14 protein-coding genes and 2 tRNA genes are annotated in these 18,665 nt (G+C 65.9%); 8 read left to right on the top strand and 8 right to left on the bottom strand.

The genetic code is table 11. The features are described 5' to 3' along the window. Window positions 1–99: 99 nt before the first annotated feature. Complete coding sequence (locus tag ACN0S5_RS13790; protein ID WP_417209138.1) at window positions 100–1,899, bottom strand: ABC transporter transmembrane domain-containing protein; 1,800 nt, start codon at window positions 1,897–1,899, stop codon at window positions 100–102. Between the two features lie 99 nt (window positions 1,900–1,998). Further along, window positions 1,999–2,072 (bottom strand) — tRNA-Gly (locus ACN0S5_RS13785). A 73-nt stretch (window positions 2,073–2,145) separates the two neighbouring features. Here ACN0S5_RS13785 and ACN0S5_RS13780 point away from each other — a divergent pair. From ACN0S5_RS13780 to ACN0S5_RS13755, 6 genes are all read left to right on the top strand, one after another. Continuing rightward, window positions 2,146–2,841: an SDR family NAD(P)-dependent oxidoreductase gene (locus ACN0S5_RS13780; protein WP_417209135.1), complete on the top strand. Its 696-nt coding sequence runs from the start codon at window positions 2,146–2,148 to the stop codon at window positions 2,839–2,841. Window positions 2,842–2,878: 37 nt separating this feature from the next. Continuing rightward, window positions 2,879–3,679, top strand: a complete 801-nt coding sequence (locus tag ACN0S5_RS13775) for a PfkB family carbohydrate kinase (protein ID WP_417209134.1) — start codon at window positions 2,879–2,881, stop codon at window positions 3,677–3,679. A 3-nt stretch (window positions 3,680–3,682) separates the two neighbouring features. After that, the gene (locus ACN0S5_RS13770) at window positions 3,683–4,762 is read left to right on the top strand and encodes a methylglyoxal synthase (RefSeq protein WP_417209131.1); all 1,080 of its coding nucleotides are present in this window, start codon (window positions 3,683–3,685) and stop codon (window positions 4,760–4,762) included. A 95-nt stretch (window positions 4,763–4,857) separates the two neighbouring features. Next, window positions 4,858–7,080: a type I secretion protein gene (locus tag ACN0S5_RS13765; RefSeq protein WP_417209129.1), complete on the top strand. Its 2,223-nt coding sequence runs from the start codon at window positions 4,858–4,860 to the stop codon at window positions 7,078–7,080. Between the two features lie 147 nt (window positions 7,081–7,227). Beyond that, window positions 7,228–8,571: a 3-phosphoshikimate 1-carboxyvinyltransferase gene (gene aroA / locus ACN0S5_RS13760; protein ID WP_417209127.1), complete on the top strand. Its 1,344-nt coding sequence runs from the start codon at window positions 7,228–7,230 to the stop codon at window positions 8,569–8,571. Between the two features lie 195 nt (window positions 8,572–8,766). Continuing rightward, the gene (locus ACN0S5_RS13755) at window positions 8,767–9,381 is read left to right on the top strand and encodes a (d)CMP kinase (protein ID WP_417209125.1); all 615 of its coding nucleotides are present in this window, start codon (window positions 8,767–8,769) and stop codon (window positions 9,379–9,381) included. Window positions 9,382–9,468: 87 nt separating this feature from the next. On the opposite strand, the gene ACN0S5_RS13750 is transcribed toward ACN0S5_RS13755, so the two are convergent. Continuing rightward, window positions 9,469–10,494, bottom strand: coding sequence for a LacI family DNA-binding transcriptional regulator (locus tag ACN0S5_RS13750; RefSeq protein ID WP_417209123.1), 1,026 nt, complete (start codon window positions 10,492–10,494; stop codon window positions 9,469–9,471). A 198-nt stretch (window positions 10,495–10,692) separates the two neighbouring features. Here ACN0S5_RS13750 and ACN0S5_RS13745 point away from each other — a divergent pair. Further along, window positions 10,693–10,769: transfer RNA gene (locus ACN0S5_RS13745), tRNA-Arg, on the top strand. A gap of 533 nt (window positions 10,770–11,302) precedes the next feature. On the opposite strand, the gene ACN0S5_RS13740 is transcribed toward ACN0S5_RS13745, so the two are convergent. Genes ACN0S5_RS13740 through ACN0S5_RS13720 form a run of 5 tightly spaced genes read right to left on the bottom strand, consistent with a single transcriptional unit; the run spans window position 11,303 to window position 17,500 of the window. Next, a complete protein-coding gene (locus ACN0S5_RS13740) occupies window positions 11,303–12,103 on the bottom strand; it encodes an aldolase (protein WP_417209120.1) in 801 nt (266 codons plus the stop codon). A gap of 16 nt (window positions 12,104–12,119) precedes the next feature. Next, window positions 12,120–12,809: a TetR/AcrR family transcriptional regulator gene (locus ACN0S5_RS13735; protein WP_417209118.1), complete on the bottom strand. Its 690-nt coding sequence runs from the start codon at window positions 12,807–12,809 to the stop codon at window positions 12,120–12,122. Window positions 12,810–12,834: 25 nt separating this feature from the next. Beyond that, window positions 12,835–13,677: a sugar phosphate isomerase/epimerase family protein gene (locus tag ACN0S5_RS13730; RefSeq protein WP_417209116.1), complete on the bottom strand. Its 843-nt coding sequence runs from the start codon at window positions 13,675–13,677 to the stop codon at window positions 12,835–12,837. Further along, window positions 13,677–15,422 carry a hydantoinase B/oxoprolinase family protein gene (locus ACN0S5_RS13725; protein ID WP_417209113.1) on the bottom strand — a complete coding sequence of 582 codons (1,746 nt, stop codon included), beginning with the start codon at window positions 15,420–15,422 and terminating at the stop codon, window positions 13,677–13,679. Before ACN0S5_RS13725 ends, ACN0S5_RS13730 begins: the two co-directional genes overlap by 1 nt. Beyond that, a complete protein-coding gene (locus tag ACN0S5_RS13720) occupies window positions 15,419–17,500 on the bottom strand; it encodes a hydantoinase/oxoprolinase family protein (protein WP_417209111.1) in 2,082 nt (693 codons plus the stop codon). The genes ACN0S5_RS13725 and ACN0S5_RS13720 overlap by 4 nt, the downstream gene beginning before the upstream one ends. A gap of 167 nt (window positions 17,501–17,667) precedes the next feature. Here ACN0S5_RS13720 and ACN0S5_RS13715 point away from each other — a divergent pair, with 167 nt between their 5' ends. Next, window positions 17,668–18,657: an ABC transporter substrate-binding protein gene (locus tag ACN0S5_RS13715; RefSeq protein ID WP_417209109.1), complete on the top strand. Its 990-nt coding sequence runs from the start codon at window positions 17,668–17,670 to the stop codon at window positions 18,655–18,657. Window positions 18,658–18,665 lie beyond the last annotated feature (8 nt).

The raw sequence follows: 18,665 nt of genomic DNA, 5'->3' as shown, positions 1-18,665 counted from the left end.
CGTCCCTGCAAAGACAGTGGGCCGCTCCCTTTCGGGGGCGGCCCTTTTTGCTGTGTTGCGCGTGCGGAGGGGTGGCGGGCTGAAGCCCGCCCTACGGCGTTACTCTGCCGCCATGCCTTCGGTGAACTGGAGGCGGGCGAGGCGGGCGTACAGCCCGCCTTCGGCGACCAGCGCGTCATGGGTGCCGGTGGCGACGATGCGGCCGTTCTCCATGACCACGATGCGGTCGGCCTTTTTCACCGTGGCAAGGCGGTGGGCGACGATGATCGTGGTGCGCCCTTCGGCCAGAGTATCGACGGCCTGTTGCACGGCGCGTTCGCTTTCGGCGTCCAGCGCGCTGGTCGCCTCATCCAGCAGCAGGACGGGGGCGTCGCGCAGGATGGCGCGGGCGATGGCGACGCGCTGTTTCTGGCCACCTGACAGCATCACGCCGCGTTCGCCCAGATAGCTGTCGTAGCCGTCCGGCAGGGCGGTGAGGAACTCATGCGCGGCGGCGGCGCGGGCGGCGGCCTCGACCTGCGCATCCGTGGCGTCGGGGCGGCCAAAGCGGATGTTGTCGCGCGCCGAGGCGGCAAAGATCACCGGGTCTTGTGGGACCAGCGCCATGTGGCGGCGGAAGTCATGCCGCGCCATGCCGTCCAGCGCCACGCCGTCCAGCAGAATACGGCCCTCTGCGGGATCGTAGAACCGCTGGATCAACTGGATGATGGTGGTCTTGCCCGCGCCCGAGGGACCGACAAGGGCCACGGTTTCGCCCGGTGCGATGGTCAGATTGACCTCTGCCAGCGCCGACACACCGGGGCGCGAGGGGTAGGAAAAGCTGATGTTGTCAAAGGTGATCTCACCGCGCACGGGGGTGGGGACGGGCAGGGGCCGGGCCGGGTCGCTGACGGTGTCTTCGGCCTGAAGCAGTTCCACAAGGCGTTCGGTGGCCCCGGCGGCGCGTTGCAACTCGCCGAACACTTCGGACAGGGCGCCCACGGCACCGGCGACCATGACGGAATAGATCACGAACTGGATCAGGGTGCCGGCGCTCATGCCGCCTGCGCGCACGTCCCATGCGCCGATCCAGAGCACGCCGACAATGCCGGTGAAGACAAGGAAAATGACGATCATCGTCATGAGCGCGCGGGTCCAGATCCGTTTGCGCGCGGCGTCAAAGCTTTTCTCTGTCACATCGGCAAAGGCACCGCGCGACTGGGTCTCATGGGTGTAGGCCTGCACGGTCTGCACGCTGGTCAGCGCCTCGGAGGCATTGCCGGACGAGGCCGCGATCCAGTCCTGATTTTCGCGGCTGAGCTTGCGCACGCGACGGCCCAGCACAAGGATCGGAATGACGACGGCGGGCACGATCAGCAGCACAAGGCCGGTCAGCTTGGCCGAGGTGAACAGCATCAGGACAATGCCGCCGACAAACAGCAGCACGTTGCGCAGCGCGATCGAGATCGACGAGCCGATGACCGACAGGATCAGCGTTGTGTCGGTGGTGATCCGGCTGAGCACCTCGCCGGTCATGATTTTTTCGTAGAAGGCGGGCGACAGGCCGATGACCTTGTCAAAGACCGCCTTGCGGATATCGGCCACCACCCGTTCGCCCAGCCGCGTCACCAGCGCGTAGCGCAGCGCGGTGCCGGTCGCCAGCAGCGCCGCAATCAGCAGCGCGGCCCCGAAATACTGGTCCAGCAGCGCGCCGTCCTCGGTGTTGAAATTGTCCACCACGCGGCGCACGGCCAGCGGCAGGATCAGCGACACCGTAGCGGTGGCGGTCAGCGCCCCAAGCGCGGCCAGCATCAACAGCCGATAGGGTGCCAGAAAGGGCCAGAGCGCGCGCAGGGATTTGAGGCGGCGGGATTTCTCACGCTCTTGCTCACCGGTGCCGGGGGTGGTCTTGGCGGCCATGGGGGCTCCTTCCTTGTCACGCACAGGGCGTTTTGCCACGCGGGGCGCGGGGGTCAAGCGCCGTCTTGACGCGGGACATGTCCGATACGGGAAGGATTATGGAGCGGGCGACGGGAATCGAACCCGTATCATCAGCTTGGAAGGCTGAGGTCTTACCATTACACAACGCCCGCTCAGCGGGTTATGTCCTATGATAGACTCAAATCGGGGTCAAGGTCGTGTAAGCCGCTCAGGGAGGAAAGCTGGATGGATAAACCGCAGGCCGTCATCATCGGGGCCGGGGACGGGCTGTCCGCCGCGCTGGCGCGCGAGCTGGGCCGGGATCACCGGCTGACACTGGCCGCACGGACCGGCGACCGGATGCGCGCCGTGGTGCAAGAGACCGGGGCGCGGGCGGTGCTGCTGGAGGCGACGGACGAGTCGGCGGTCAGGCGGCTGTTCGATGATCTGTCCGATGCGCCGCGCGTGGTGATCTATAACCCCTCCGCGCGGGTGCGCGGCCCGGTGGCGGAACTGGACGCCGAGGAGGTGCGCAGGGCCATCGAGGTCACCGCCGTGGGGGCCTTTCTGGCCGGAAAACATGCGGCGCGCCGGATGCTGGCGGCAGAGCCGGTGGGCGGCACACGCGGCACCATCCTGTTCACCGGGGCGTCGGCGGGGGTCAAGGGCTTTGCCCAGTCGGCCCCGTTTGCGATGGGCAAGTTCGCGCAGCGTGGTTTGGCGGAAAGCATGGCACGGGAGTTGCACCCCAAGGGCATCCATGTCGCCTGGGTCAATATCGACGGGGCGATCCTGAACCCCGGCCGGGTCGAGCCTGCGGATGCGCCGGGTTCCATGTTGCAGCCCGAGGCGATTGCCCGCACCTATCGCCACCTGATCGAACAGGACCGCAGCGCATGGTCGCAAGAGATCGCCATTCGCCCTTGGGTCGAACGGTTCTGACCGTGGTGCGGCAGGTTTTGGCTCAAAGGCGCAGCGCATGGCCCGCATCCTGATCCTGTCCAGCTGGGTGGCGCATGGCCATGTCGGCGCGTCGGCGGGCGCTCCGGCGTTGCAGGCGCTGGGCCATACGGTCACGCAACTGCCGACGGTGATGCTGTCCAATCATCCCGGCTGGCCGCATGTGGCCGGGATGCCGGTCCCGCCCGAACAGCTTGGCGCGATGATCGACGCGGTGGCGGCGAACGGCTGGCTTGCAGAGCAGGACGCGCTGCTGGTGGGGTATCTGCCCACGCCTGAGCATGTGGCCTTGGCCGCCGGTCTGGTGGAGAGGATGCGCCGCCTTGGGGCGCGCATCGTGATTGACCCGGTGTTGGGCGATGCGCCCAAGGGGCTGTATCTGGCCGAAGCGGCGGCAGAGGCGCTGCGCGACAGCTTGCTGCCGCTGGCGGATGTGCTGACGCCGAACCTGTTTGAACTGGGCTGGCTGACGCGCGCGCCGGTTGACGATATGCAGGCGGCCCGCGCCGCTGCCGAAACCCTGTTGGACCCTGCGCAAGAGGTGCTTGTCACCTCTGCCCCCGTCGGGCCGGGGACAACCGGGGTGCTGCGGGTGACGGCAGAGGGCGCGCAGGTCTGTCCGGTGCCGCTGCGCAAGGGTGTGCCGCAGGGGGTGGGCGATGTCTTTTCGGCTTTGATCGCGGGCGGTCTGGCACCGGGGGAGGCGCTGGGGCATCTGTCAGACCTGATAGACGCCAGCCTGCACGCGCCGCACCTGCGTATTGCAGAGGCCGCCGCCACATGGACCCGCGCCACACCCCTGACCGCAACGGAGATCTGAGCCATGGCCTTTGATTTTATCCTCATGCTGACCGCCAATGACCGCACCATCCCCGACGCCCGCGCGCGTCTGGAAGAGGCGCTGGAAGGCGGGGTGCGCCACATCGGATTCAAGGACGTGGGCCTGCCATTGTCCGAGTTGAAGGGGCTGGCGGCGGCGATCCGCAGCGCCGGGGGGCGGTCGTATCTGGAGGTGGTCAGCCTTGACGCGGACAGTGAACTGGCCTCGGCCCGCGCGGCGGTCGAGATCGACGTGGATTGCCTGCTGGGCGGGACGCGGGCGCGTGAGGTGACAGAGGTCACGCGCCACCATCCGCTGCGGTACTATCCGTTTCCGGGGAAGATCACCGGCCATCCCAGCGTGCTGGAGGGCCCGATTGAGGATATCGCCGCCTCGGCGCGTGAGTTGGCGGATTTTGAACATGTGCACGGGCTGGACCTGTTGGCCTATCGGTTCGATGGCGCGGTGCCCGCGCTGATGAAGGCGGTCTGCGGCGCGGTGGGCAAACCGGTGATCATGGCGGGCAGCATCGACAGCGAAGACCGGGTTGCGGCCTGCGCGCAGGCGGGCGCGGCAGGGTTCACCGTGGGCACGGCGGCGCTGTCCGGGGTCTTTCCGGCAGAGGGCAGCGGGTTCGCGGCGCAGGTGCGCGCGATACTGGCGATCACGGCGCGGGCGCGGGCGGTGTCCACAGCCCCCCGGCGGCTGGCGCTGGTGGCGCATGACACGCGCAAGGCGCAGTTGCGCGCATGGGTGCTGCGGCACCGCGCGGCGCTGGCGGGGCATAGGCTGATCTGCACCGGGGGCACCGGGCGCATGTTGTCCGAACTGGCCCCAGAACTGGCCATCCGCCGGTTGCAGCGCGGCGACCGGGGCGGCGATCAGCAACTGGGCGCGCTGGTGGCGACTGGCGAACTGGACGCGGTGATCTTTTTCGCCGACCCGACGGTGCCGCATGGCGGAGATGTGGATTTACAGGCGCTGACGCGGCTGTCGATGCTACACGACACGCCGCTGGCGCTGAGCACCTCGGCGGCGGACATGCTGGCGGCGGCGCTGCTGGCGGGCGGGCGTGGGGCGTGATTGTTCCAGTTTTAGGCATTGTCCGGCCCGTGTAGACACTTCGTTTCCGTTTCTTCGCCAATCTGCCCCTGAGTTTCCCTCAGGCAGAGGCGATCATGCCCATCCTTTCCGTACCCCTTGCCAGTGCTGGCGAGGCCGCCACCGCTTGGCTGTTTGGCGGCAACCTTCTTGCGCCGCGCGCGCCGATGACCGGCCCCGGCAGCCATGCCGAAGCGGTTGAGGCGCTGGGCGTTACTAGTCTGCGCTATCCCGGCGGGTCGCTGACAGAGAGCTTTTTTGACCTCTCGAACCCCGACGCCATCACCGCCACCGACAATGAGACCGGCGAAGTGGTGTATTTCATGCCGCTGTCGGACGCGATGGATTACGCGGGCGACACCGGCCGCGCGATAACAATTGTGCTGCCGACGCGCGAACAGATTTCTGCCACGCGGTTTGACGACAATGGTGACCGGTTAGCAGCGGTGGATGAGGCGGAACTGCGCGGGTTCGTGCGCGAGGTGATCACCGGCGACTACGGCGATGCGCCGGTCGCGGGGTTCGAGATTGGCAATGAATACTGGGGGTCTGGGCGGATGAACGCGGTCGAATATGGCCGCGTCGCGTCCGAGATGACGCGCATTATCGACAGCGAATTGCAGGCGCTGGCCCCGCTGTACCCCGAGGCGGCAGAGGTCGATATTCTGGTGCAGATGGGCACCAACTTTGGCGACTCCTCGCTGGATGAGGTCTATGACGGCTTTACCGACGCCGAGATTGCCGCCGATCTGAACGCCACCTACGGGCTGAATTTGTCGCCAAACGCGCGGATCGACTGGACCGAGGTCAACAACCTGCTGGTGATCGAACAGTTCGACGCGGCAGAACTGGACGCCGTGGACGGCATCATCGCGCATGTCTATTCGCGCGGTCCCGATGCGCCGCACACGCGGTATTTCCACCTCGATCAGATTCAGGACACGTGGTTTGAGGAAAACCCGGATCTTGAGATCCATGTGACCGAATGGAACCTGCGGTCCAATTCCTCCTCGCTGGATGAGGCGCAGGACTACGGTCTGTTTCAGGCGCAGGAGATGCTGGAACAGGTCGAGGCGTTTATGGCCGAGGGGGTGGATGCGGCGCAGGTCTGGCCGCTGATCCAGAACACGCCGTCGGCGCTGAGCGAAGGAATGCGCTATTCCGGCAACACGCCCCCCGGTGAGATGTTTGCGCTGATGTCGGAGAACCTGCCCGGCATGACGATGCTGGATTTCGCACCGAACGATGCCCGCGAGACAGAGTATGAGGGCGCGGGGATCGAGGTGCATGGCTTTGCCGATGGCGACGACATGCTGCTGTATATCACCGCGCCGCAGGGCGGTGGCGTGGTGCAAAGCGGTGTCGATCTGCGCCCGCTGGTGGCGGATGTCGGCGGGGTCGAGGCGGTGGTGCTGGGCGTCGCTCCGGGGCAGGCGCCGGGCGATACCTCTTCGGCGGCGGTTCTGGAACGGCTGGCCCCGGAGGACGTCTATGACGGCGGACAGGTGGATGTGGTGCTGGCCGAGGGTGAGATTTTGCAATTGCGGCTGGTGGATGTGACCCCGACAGCCTCGTTTGCGCCGGTGTTCGACAGCACCGCGCCGGGGGCGGGTCCGGCGGGTCCGGTCGTGGTCCTTGACGAACCCGCCGAGATGGAGCCGTTGGTCGATCCGGTGCCAGAGGCGCAGGCCGATGCGCCGGACCTTGTGGCCGAAGCGCCAAGACCTGGTCTGGCGCAGGCCAGAGATTTTTCCGGCAGCGATCCGGACCCGGCCCAGAACCCAACTCCGAACCCGGCCCCGACCGCAGAGCGTGAAATTGCGGACACGGATGTCTTGTTCAACATCAGGGCCCAAGATGACAGGCAAGAGGACGCCCCCGAGGCGGCAGAGGCCGAGGGGCCGGATGCGGCGCTGCAAAACTGGGCGCAGGTGATGTCTTTCGATGCGGCAGAGCCGACATCTGCCCGCCCCTCCCAGACCCCGTCGGGACCGGGACGGGATGAGGGGGAGGCCCGCGACTTCTGGTCCGAGATCAACGATCTGCTTCCCCGGACCGAGCCTGCGCCGCCGCCCCCCACCGCTGCCGATCCGGCGCAGGCCGCGCAGGACCTGTTGACGGTGTTGGGATTCGCGCCCGATCAGCAGGATCACGCGGATTCCTTCGATCTGTTCCGTGGTCCACCGGACGCGCCGGAAGAGCCGGAGGAGGACGCAGAACCCGAAGGCGATTTTGATGATCTGGGGCTTGGCTGGGCGCTGGCCGCCTTGCCGTTGTTTGCGATGGCGGGGTTGGGATAGGGGGCGCTGCCCCCATCGCCTTTCAGGCGATCCCCCCGAGATATTTCCGGACAGAAGAAACCGCGGGCGATGACCCTGCATGAGCGCGATGGACCTCTGCGCGGCCGCTTGTTATCAGGCGGCGACGATTTTGCGAGGAGAGCGCCCATGTCCGCCCACGGCACCCCGATCCCGATGACTGCCCGCGCCTCCGGCCCGCTGAAGGGCGAGGCGCATGTGCCCGGCGACAAGTCGATTTCGCACCGGTCGCTGATCCTTGGCGCGATGGCGGTGGGAGAGACCAAGGTAACCGGTCTGCTGGAAGGTCAGGACGTGCTGGACACCGCCAAGGCGATGCAGGCCTTTGGGGCCGAGATCGAAAAGATCGGCGACACGTGGCATGTGCATGGCGTCGGTGTGGGCGGTTTTGGCGAGCCGGGAAATGTCATCGACTGTGGCAATTCCGGCACCGGCGTGCGGCTGATCATGGGCGCGATGGCGACCTCTCCGATCACGGCGACCTTTACCGGCGATGCCAGCCTGAACAAACGGCCGATGGCGCGGGTGACCGATCCGCTGGCGCTGTTCGGGACGCGGTCCTATGGCCGGTCGGGTGGGCGGCTGCCGATGACCATCGTCGGGGCGGCGGACCCTTTGCCGGTGCGCTATGTGGTGCCGGTGCCCTCGGCGCAGGTGAAATCCGCCGTGCTGCTGGCGGGCTTGAACGCGCCCGGTGAGACCGTGGTGATCGAGCATGAGGCGACCCGCGACCATTCGGAACGGATGCTGGCGGGCTTTGGGGCGGTGATTTCGACCGAAGTCACGGATGAGGGCCGGGTGATCACGCTACAAGGGCGGCCCGAGTTGACGCCGCAGACCATCATCGTGCCGCGCGATCCGTCTTCGGCGGCGTTTCCGGTCTGTGCGGCGCTGATTGTCGAAGGCTCTGACGTCTTGGTGCCGAACATCGGGCTGAACCCGACGCGGGCGGGGCTGTTCTTTACCCTGCAAGAGATGGGCGCGGATCTGACGTTCGAGAACATGCGTGAGGAAGGCGGGGAGCCGGTGGCGGACCTGCGGGCGCGCTTTTCGCCGGATCTCAAGGGTATCGAGGTCCCGGCAGAGCGCGCCGCCAGCATGATCGACGAATATCCGGTGTTGTCCGTGGTCGCCGCCTTCGCCGAGGGGCGCACCCATATGCCGGGCGTCAAGGAACTGCGCGTCAAGGAAAGCGACCGCATCGACGCCATGGCCACGGGCCTGCGCGCGGCGGGCGTGCATGTCGAGGAAGGCGAGGATTGGTGGACGGTCGAGGGCCGGGGGCATGGCAACGTGCCGGGCGGCGTGACGGCGGAAAGCCATCTGGATCACCGCATCGCCATGTCGTTCCTTGTCATGGGGATGGCCAGCAACCGGCCGATGTCGGTGGATGACGGCGGCCCGATTGCCACCAGCTTTCCGATATTCGAGGCGTTGATGGGCGGGCTAGGGGCCGAGGTCACGCGTGGTTGAGCCGCGCGGCCTGTCTGCTTTTGACGGGCCGTACACTGGCGGTTTTTGTCACCACGGTTCTGGTGACCTGGCCGCAAGTCGCGGCGGCGGCGGGCTCTGGCAAGTCTGGCGCGTCGGGCGGCCGGGGAATGCAAATCGGGCCGGTGATTGTTGTCAGACGGCGACTGGCCTGGATCGGGACCAAGGGAGCGTAACATGAGCTTTACCATCGCCATCGACGGGCCTGCGGCCAGCGGCAAGGGCACCATAGCGCGGCAATTGGCGGCGCGCTTCGGCTTTGCCCATCTGGACACCGGCCTGCTGTACCGTGCGGTCGGTCGCAAGATGCTGGAGGGGGTCGACCCGGTCGAGGCGGCGCAGGCGCTGGACGTGACCAGTCTGGATGCGGGTGAGCTGCGGGGGCCCGACGTGGCGCAGGCGGCGTCCAAGGTGGCGGCGCTGCCCGCCGTGCGTGCGGCGCTGGTGGACGTGCAGCGCGCCTTTTCGCGGCGTTCCGGCGGGGCGGTGCTGGACGGGCGCGACATCGGCACGGTGATCTGCCCCGAGGCGGAGGCCAAGCTGTTTGTCATCGCCAGCGCCGAGGTGCGGGCCGAACGGCGCTGGCGCGAGCTGGTGGCGGCGGGTCACGCGGTGACGCTGGACGAGGTGCTGGCCGATGTGCTGGTGCGCGATGCCCGCGACATGAACCGGGCCGATGCGCCACTGAAACCGGCAGAGGACGCAACCACTCTGGACACTTCAAAGATGGCCATCGAAGACGCGGTGGCTGAGGCGGTTGCAATTGTGAACGCGGCGCGCGGTTCGGGGTAGGGGCGTTTCGGGCGGCACCTGTGTGCCCGCCGGGAGGTCCCGGATCAGGTCCGGGACGGCGGCGCGCGGCAGGGACGTGCGCGGGCCTTAGCGGCGTTTCAGCGTATCGCCGTAGTCGATCGTGGGCGTCAGTTCGATGACCGGCTCTGTCGCTGTGTCGGGGTTTTCGACCCGCGCGGCGATGATCTGCGCCGCCTTGCGACCGATCTCTGTCCGGCAGGCATCCATCGTCGCCAGATTGCGCGGCAAGCCGTCCAGCAATTCGACCCCGTTGAACCCGGCAAGGCCCACCTGTCCGGGGATGTCGATCCCGGCATCCAGCAGGTGCATCAGGCCCCCGGCAGCGATCATGTCGTTGGAATAGTAGAGGAAATCCAGTTCCGGTTCGCGTTCCAGCATGGCGCGGGTCATCTCGCGTCCTTTGCGGAGCGCCGATCCGCCAGAGTAGAACTCCTGATCGACGACTTCGATGCCGTCCTTGGCCAGCGCCTCTGTAAAGCCTTCGAACCGTTTGCGGGCGCGGTGGTCCAGCGGCATCTTGGTGCCCATGAAACCGATGCGCTGATACCCCTGTTTGAGGATCGCACGGGCCATTTCGCGCCCGGCGCGGCGGTGGCTGATGCCCACGGCGCAATCGATGGGTTTGCCGTCCGTATCCATGATCTCGACCACCGGAATGCCGGCTGCCTTGAGCATCGCGCGCGCGGCGTCTGTATGTTCCAGCCCGGCGACAATCACCCCGGAAGGCCGCCACGACAGCATTTCATACAGAACACGCTCTTCCTTTTCCGGCATGTAGTCGGTGACGCCCACAACCGGCTGCAAATCGGTTTCTTCCAGCACGGCGCTGATCCCGGAAAGAACCTCGGGGAAGACCATGTTGCGCAGGCTGGGGATGATCACGGCCACCAGATTGACCCGCTGGCTGGCCAGCGCACCGGCGATCTTGTTGGGCACGTAGCCCAGCGTCTTGGCCGCCTCCAGCACCTTTTCACGGGTCGCCTGGCTGACGTCGCCACGGTTGCGCAGGACGCGGGATACGGTCATTTCCGAAACACCGGAAGCCTCTGAAACATCGCGAAGGGTGAGCGGGCGGGTATCGTCTGCGGCCAAGGGAATTTCCTTTTAGAGGGATATCGATACGTTATCGCAATCAGGGCGGTGCGCAAGGGGGACGGGACCCGGAGGCGCGTGTCTTTGGCCGTGGCGCAGGCCTCGCAAGGGCGGACATCGCCGGGTGGCGGCAGAGCCGTCCTTCCGGCCATTCCAAGGGTGACAGCAGCACGCGGAGCGGTTATCCAACAATCGCACGGCCCCGTGGCTCAACTGGATAGAGCAGCCCCCTCCTAAGGGGCAGGTTGCAGGTTCGAATCCTGCCGGGGTCGCCAGAAACTCTGACCCCGTGACCTTTTCTGGCGGCTCACTTGTGCGTTCGGGCCAGACGCCCGGTCGCTTGGTTTGGGCGTGTGGAAAACGCATGCGGTATTCAGCGTGATACGGTTCTGGCAACGACCTGCCTTTGTCGCTGCGTCACAACGGGGGGCTGCGGGGGGGTAGGTCTTCGGGGCGTACATAAAGGGCCGCCGCGCCGGGATTGGTGCGTTCATCCTGTTCCTGCCACCGGTGGCTTTGCACATGTGTCAGGAATTGTCAGCGACCAGCGAGACCCGCATGGGGCTATCGGGGCAGCGGCGGCTGCCCGGATACTTCAACGCCACAGACCGGGGTCATGTGTCAGCGAGGCTTTTCTCCGCTCTTTCATGCCCTTCCGGGCTGTGGAGCCTTGGCTGCAAGGTGGCCTGACGTGCCACCAGCGCGGCCAAGGTCCACCGCAGGCGGGGGATCTGAGTCGCTGGAACGATGGCGCCAACCGGCGCAAGTCAGGTCTTTCGCCTGTCCGGATCTGGCGCCGGTGCTTGCTTCAAGACCTGTACAACGGCTCCTCTTGGTCGAGAATGCGCATATTGCTGGCCAGATGCAGCCGCGCGGACTCGGCGTCTTCGTCGCGCATCTGGCGGGCGGTGGCCTTGGCGATCTCGGGCGCGACGGGCACGATCCGGCGACCCGTGGACAGGGCAAGACACTGCACCTCGCAGGCGCGTTCGAGGTAATAGAGATCATCCCAAGCCTCGGCCGCCGATCCGGCCAGCACCATCACCCCGTGATGTTTCATGAAGACGATGTCTGCCTCGCCCACGGCGGCGGCGATCCGGTCGCCTTCGCGTTCGTCCAGCGCAAGGCCGTTGTAATTCTCGTCGACCACGGTGCGGCCATAGAATTTCAGCGCGGTCTGCCCGGCAAAGATCAGCGGGTCGCCCTCGGTCATGGTCAGCGCCGTGGCATAGGGCATATGGGTGTGAAACGCCGCCCGTGCGCGCGGCAGCGCCTTGTGCAGGCGGGCATGGATATAGAAGGCGGTCGCCTCGGGCGTGCCGGAGCCAGAGACCACATTGCCGTCGAAATCGCAGATCAGCAGGTCGGAGGCGGTCAGCTCTGCGAAGGCCTTGCCGTAGGGATTGACAAGGAACAGGTCGTCATAGCCCGGAACCATCAGGGAAAAGTGGTTGCAGATGCCTTCCTGCATGCCCAGCCGCGCGGCATAGCGAAAGCAGGCCGCCAGTTCGACGCGCGCCTGCGTGACTTCCTCTCCGTCGAGGTCGGGTCGGTTCGGGCGGTCCTGCGTGGCAGTGTCACCGCTGGTCGTGCCGAATGCATGTGCCATGTGTCTGGGTCTCCGTTCAGTTGGTTTCGGGCGTCGGTGGGACAACACCGCGCGTCAGGTAGGACAGGATCACGTCCGTGATATGTGCCTTGCGGCTCTGGATGCTTTCCGGGGCGGCCAGTTCCCGGTCGAAGATCATGGACAGGGTGTATTGGTTCGACAGGTAGAAATACCCCAGCCCGGAGATCGAGATATAGAGTTCCACCGGGTCGATGTCGGTGCGAAAGACGCCCGCCTCCTCGCCCGCCCTGAGGATCGAGCGGATGGTATCGGACAGCCGATCGTACATCGCCCGGATCGCCGGCGATTTGGCGATGTGCTTGCCCCGGTACAGGTTTTCGGTGTTCAGCATGGAAATGATGTCAGGCTCGTCGATGAAGACCTGAAAGGTGTCTTCGCACAGCCGCTGCATCGCCTCGACCGGATCAAGGCCGCTCAGGGGGATGTCGCCCTGCCGTCGCCGGAGCGTTTCGTAGATCCGCTCCAGCACCCGGATGTAGAGCTCTTCCTTGCTGCGAAAATGGTGATACAGCAGGTTCTTGGAGATTTTCGCCCGCGCGATGATCGCGTCGACGCGGGCACCGTCATAGCCCTTGCGCGAGAACTCGGCCTGGGCGGCCTTGAGAATGCGTTCCTGCGTGCGGATGGCATCGCGAATGCGGGTCTTTGGCGCATCCGGGGCGGGGGCAGAGCGGGCTTTGGGCAATCGGGAACCTCGTCAGTAACAGGCGTCAGGCCAGAGCGGGCGTCGGTCTTGGGGCCACAAAAGGAGCGCAGCGGTCCACCGACATGCGCACCGTTTCATCCCCGTCCCGCGTCCACCAGTCCAGCTTCGAGAAGATCTCGATCTCGAACGGCCCATCGTAGCCAATCTCGTCCAATATGCCACGGTAGCGGGCGATGTCGATGACACCGTCCCCCACCATGCCACGGTCCTGATAGAGGTCGCGGGTCGGAGCCAGCCAGTCGCAGAGATGAAAGGTCAGGATCTTTTCCGGGCCGGCCTTGCGTAGCCCGTCCTCGAAATCCGGATCCCACCAGCAGTGATAGACGTCGGCCACAAGGCCGCTTCCCTCTCCCAGCCGTTCGCAAAGGTCGAGGCATTGCGCGAATGTCGACAGGCAGGAACGGTCGGCGGCATACATCGGGTGCAGCGGCTCCAGCCCCAGCGCGACGCCAGCGGCGCGCGCATGGGGAAGCAGCGCTTCGAGCGCGTCACCCACCCGCGCGCGCGCGGCGCGCAGGTCTTTTTCGCCGGTGGCGAGGCTGCCGGGCACCACGACCAGCGTCTTGGCCCCCAGCTCTGCGGCGAGGTCGAGCCTGCGCCGGTTCTCATCCAGGGCGGCGGCAAAGGCCGCCTTGTCGGTCAGGTTCACCCAGGCGCTGGTGCAGAGGCAGGGCACAAAAAGCCCCGCGTCGCGGATCAGTTGCGCCGCGCTGGCCCCGTGCGCGTCGGCGTATTCGGTCCAGACGCCGATTCCGGGCACGCCCGCGCGGGCGTAGCCGTCGACCGCCTGCGCGAGGGTCCAGTTCTTGGTGGTGATCTGGTTGATGGCGAAGCGCGAGAGGTCCATCACGCCACCCGCGCACGGCGCAGCGTCTCTGTTTCGACGCGGTCCAGCGCATCGCCGGTCACCGCCACGCCGAACTCTGCGCGCGCGAACCCAACGCTGATCTTGCCGTCCAGCACATCCTCCAGCACCGCCTCGGGCGCGCGTTCAAAGGGATCGCCATAGCCGCCGCCCCCCGCTTGTTCGTGGCGCAGCAAGGCACCGCGGGTGATCTCGCGGGTGACCTTGCTGGCCAGCAGTTCAAAACTCTCCGCCGCGCCCCCCTGGGAGAACAGGTTGCGCGACGGAGCGCCCGGACCGCCCCCGAAAAGGCCGTATGGCCGGGTCTGGTATCGATCGGTGCGCAGTTGCATCACCGCTTCGTCCGCCAGCAGGCGATAGCTGCGGATCACGCTGAGGCCGCCGCGCTGCTTTCCGGCACCACAGCTGTCCGGGCGCAGCCCGTATTCCTCGATGCGGATCGGATAGGTCGCCTCCATGATCTCGACCGGCATGTTGGACATGTTCTGGCAGGGGTTGGTGACGCCATCGACGCCGTCCAGCGTCGCCCGCCCGCCAAGCGCGCCGTTGATCATGTCGACAAGGATGAACGGTTCGCGGGTCTGCTTGTCATAGCCGCCAAGGCAGACCACCGAGTTGCCGCCTTCGCCCGCCGCCGCGACCCGGTCCGGCACGATGCCCGCAAGCGCCCCCAGTACCGTGTCCGCCACGCGGTAGCCGGTCAGGGCGCGCGCCGCGACAGGGGCGGGAAATTCGGGGTTCAGCAGCGTGCCCTTGGGGGCGCTGATGTCGATGCACCGATAAACCCCCGCATTGTTCGGCACGTCATTGTCCAGCACGCAGCGGATGCCCAGATAGGTGGCGGATTTGACAAACGACAGGGTCGAGTTGATCGCCCCCCGGACCTGCGGCGCGCTGCCGGTGAAATCGACGGTCAGGTGGTCGCCCTTTACGGTGATCGTCACCTTGATCGGGATCGGCGTCTCGTCAAAGCCGTCGCCGTCGATAAAGTCGGTGAAGGTGTAGTCGCCGTCCGGCCAGGTGGCGATCGCCTTGCGGGTCAGCCGTTCGCCGTAGTCGAGGAATTCGGCCAGAAACTCTTCCAGCATGTCCGCGCCGTATTTGTCGACCAGTCGCAAAAGCTCGCGTTCGCCCAGCGCGCAGGTGGCAAGCTGCGCCTCCAGATCGCCGACGACCAGCGCGGGCAGGCGGACGTTGGTGCGGATCATGGCCAGTAACGTGTCGTCGCGCACCCCTTTGTTGTAGAACTTCAGTGGCGGGATGCGCAGGCCCTCCTGAAAGATCTCGGTCGAATCCGACGCGTTGGAGCCGGGCACCCGCCCGCCCATGTCGCAATGGTGGCAGATCACGACTGAGAAACCGACATGACGGTCGCCCGAAAAGATCGGCTTGAACATGAAAATGTCGGGCAGGTGCATGCCGCCATCATAGGGGTCGTTGAAGATGATCACGTCGCCCGGATGCAGGTCGTCGCCATAGTGATTCATCAGCGAATCGACGGCATCGGGCACGGCCCCCAGATGCAGCGCGACGGTCTTGGCCTGCGCCAGAATGCGGCCCTTTGCGTCGCACATGGTGGTGGAGTAATCCAGAACGTCGCGCACGATGGGTGAGCGCGCGGTGCGCATAACGGTATAGGCCATGTCGTCGACGATGCTTTCCAGCGCGCTTTTCAACACGGCAAAGGTGACGGGGTCGATGCTGGCGGTCATGGTTGTGTCCTTCATGCGTCGGCGTCCATTTCGATCAGGATGTTGAGATAGGGGTCGCGGGTGCAGCGCGCATCCGGCGGGATCACGACGGTGCTGTCGGTGCCTTCAAGGATCGCCGGGCCAATCAGGGTCGCGGGTGCGCCAAAGCGGCTAAAGCAGGGCGTGTCGCACCAGCCGTGCTCTTCGCCGAAATAGACTCGGCGCGTCGTTGCCGGGGTCTCTGCCTCTGGATCACGCGGCAGGCGGAAGTCCAGCTTGCCGGGGCGCTCGCCGCGCCCGGTGACGCGCAGGCTGACCATTTCGACCTGATCGGTCGGCGTGTAGCTGTAAATGGTGCGGTAGGCGTCAAGATAGCGCGCGCGGATCGCTTCGGGGTCGACCGGATCGCCCAGCGCGACAGACAGCGACAGTTCCTGCCCGCGAAACCGCAGGTCGATCTCTGCCGAAAGCGCGATGGCCTCGGCGGGGATGCCCTCGGCCAGCACCGCGGCATGGGCCTCTGCCTTCAGCGTTTCGATACGGGTGAGGGCGGCACCTGCGTCAATGTCTTCGAGCATTCCGGGGAAGGGGGCGATGAAGTAACGCTCTACATCCCCTGCAAGCATTCCCATGGCGGTGAAGACACCGGGGGACGCGGGCACCAGAATGCGCTTCATCGACAGCAGCCGCGCGATGTCGGCCGCATGGACCGGGCCCGAGCCGCCGATGGCCACCAGGTCGAAGTCGCGCGGATCAACACCGCGCTCGACCGTGACCGCGCGGATGGCGCGGGCCATGTTGGCATTGACCACCGCGCGCACACCCCAGGCCGCCTGTTCGGCGGACAGTCCAAACGGCTCTGCGAGGTCGCGGCCAATCACGTCGGTCGCGCGGGTGATATCCAATGCGCGCGACCCGCCCGCCAACTGCTGCGGCAGGTACCCCAGAATGAGGTTCGCATCTGTTACAGTCGGACGGTCGCCGCCAATGCCGTAGCAGACCGGCCCCGGCTCTGCGCCGGCAGAAATCGGGCCGACCTTCATCAGCCCGCCTTCGTCCACATGGGCGATGGAGCCTGCGCCGCTGCCGACCTCGGCCACGTCCACCGCCGGGACGCTCATCATGTAACCGCCCGCCTTGATAAAACGGCTGGGGGTCGAGATGCCGGAGCGGAATTCATATTCGCTGACCCGGCTGAGGGCGCCTTCGGCCACCAGAGAGGCAGAGGCCGTGGTGCCGCCCATGTCGAACACCACCAGATTCGCGGTTTCCAGCGCGGCGCCGAGGCGTCCGCCGCCCGCGGCACCCGCCGCCCGGCCCGACGAGATGAAGAAGACCGGCTTTTCCCGCGCGGTGGCCGAAGAGGCCAGCGCGCCGTTGGAGTTGCAGACCATCAGCGGCGCGTCGATTCCCAGCGCGCGCAACCCATCCTCCAGCCGGGTGAGGTAGCTTTTCAGGGCGGGGCGGACATAGGCGTTCACCACGGCGGTGCTGGTGCGTTCATATTCCTTTGCCTCGGGCAGAACCGAGACGGAGGTAGTGATTTCGAGATCGGGGAATGCCTTGGCCAACGCCTCTCCGGCGGCGATTTCATGCACCGGGTTGCGGTACGAGTTCAGAAAGCAAATGGCGAGCGAGGTCAGTCCCTCGTCCACAAGCTTTTGTCCGACGCGCAGCAAGTCCTCAATGTCCAGCGGGGTCAGAACCGTACCGTCGGCGGCGATGCGTTCGGTTACCTCGCAGCGGTAGCGGCGCCGCACCAGCGGCTCGGGCTTTTGCCATTGCAGGTCGAACATGCCCGGCGTGCGCAGCCGTCCGATTTCCAGCACGTCGCGGAAGCCGCGCGTGGTGATCAGCCCGGTCCGTGCGCCCAGCTTCTGCAACAGTGTGTTCGATCCGACCGTCGTTCCATGCACGATCTCACCGATTCGCGCGGCGTCGATCCGGGCGTCCTGCATGATCTCGGCGACGCCGGTCAGAACCGCCATTTCGGGGGCCGGAGGCGTCGAAGCCACCTTGCGGTGATACAGCTTTCCGCCCGTATCCGTCAGCACCAGATCGGTGAAGGTTCCGCCAATATCCACGCCGATGCGCGCCAGTGATTCTGTGGTCATGTAACCGCCTTCCCTGCTACTATTGGACTGGATGGTTAGTTAATGAGATTAGGTCGGTCAAGAAAAATAACCAAGTAACACTGATGCAAAACTGGTCGAAAATAAAACTTGCCATATTTATTGTACTAGCTAGTCTCGAATCAAATCATATCACAGGGAGCCTTCAGATGATCCGTACCAACAGTGGAACTATTCGCGCCGCCGTGTCGGCGATGGCCTTGGCGATCGGCTTTGCCGCGTCGGCGGGCGCGCAGGAGCAATTGACTGTCCGGCTCGATTTTTCGCCATGGGGCGTACATGCCGGGATGCATCTGGCTCAGCACATGGGCTGGTTCGAAGAGGCCGGTCTGAACGTCGAGGTGCAGGACGGGCGTGGCTCGGGCAACACGCTGCAACTGGTGAACGCGGGGCGTGTCGATGTGGGGCAGGTGCAGTTGGGTCTGTTGGGGGCCGCGCGCGAAGAGGGGGCCAAGGTGACCTCCTTCGCCGGGTTCCAGCGCAAGACCGACCTCTGCATCCTTGTGGACAAGGACTCTGAGGTGGCGCAGATCGCGGACCTCAAGGGCAAGTCGCTGGTGGTCTTCGCGGCCAGCCCCTGGGCGGCCTATATCAACGATTTCCTTGCTGCGGGCGGGCTGGACGAGGGCGACGCAGAGGTGCTGTTCGTCGACCCCGCCGCGCTTTGGGGCACCTATACCGCAGGTCGCGCGGACGGGCTGATGTCCACCATCGGCTCTGCCATTCCGGTGGCCGAGGCCTCGCGCCCGTCGAAGTGCCTGATGCTCGACCTCGCCGATCTCTACTTTCCCAGCTATGGGTTGATCGCCTCCGAGGACACGATAGCCGATCGCGGCGCGGATCTGGCCAAGCTGGTCGCGGTGCAACAGCGCGCATGGGCCGAAATCAAGGAAAACCCGCAGGCCGGAGTCGAGGCGATCCTTGCCATGCGTCCGGATGCCAAGCTGAACCCCGACGTCTTGCGTGCGCAGATTCAGCTGACGGTCGACTATTTCGACACGCCCGCGACCGAGGGGCACCCGATCGGCTGGCAGGCAGAGGCGGACTGGGCGCAGGCGCTGGCCGGGATGGAAAAGATCGGTCTCATCGCGTCCGGCTGGACCGCGACCGACTACTTCACCAATGATCTTGTCGAGTGAGGCAGGAC

Origin of the sequence: Antarctobacter sp. (assembly GCF_048262615.1) — a bacterium.
In the GTDB taxonomy this organism is placed as follows: domain Bacteria; phylum Pseudomonadota; class Alphaproteobacteria; order Rhodobacterales; family Rhodobacteraceae; genus Antarctobacter.
This window is presented reverse-complemented; position numbering and strand designations above follow the sequence as displayed.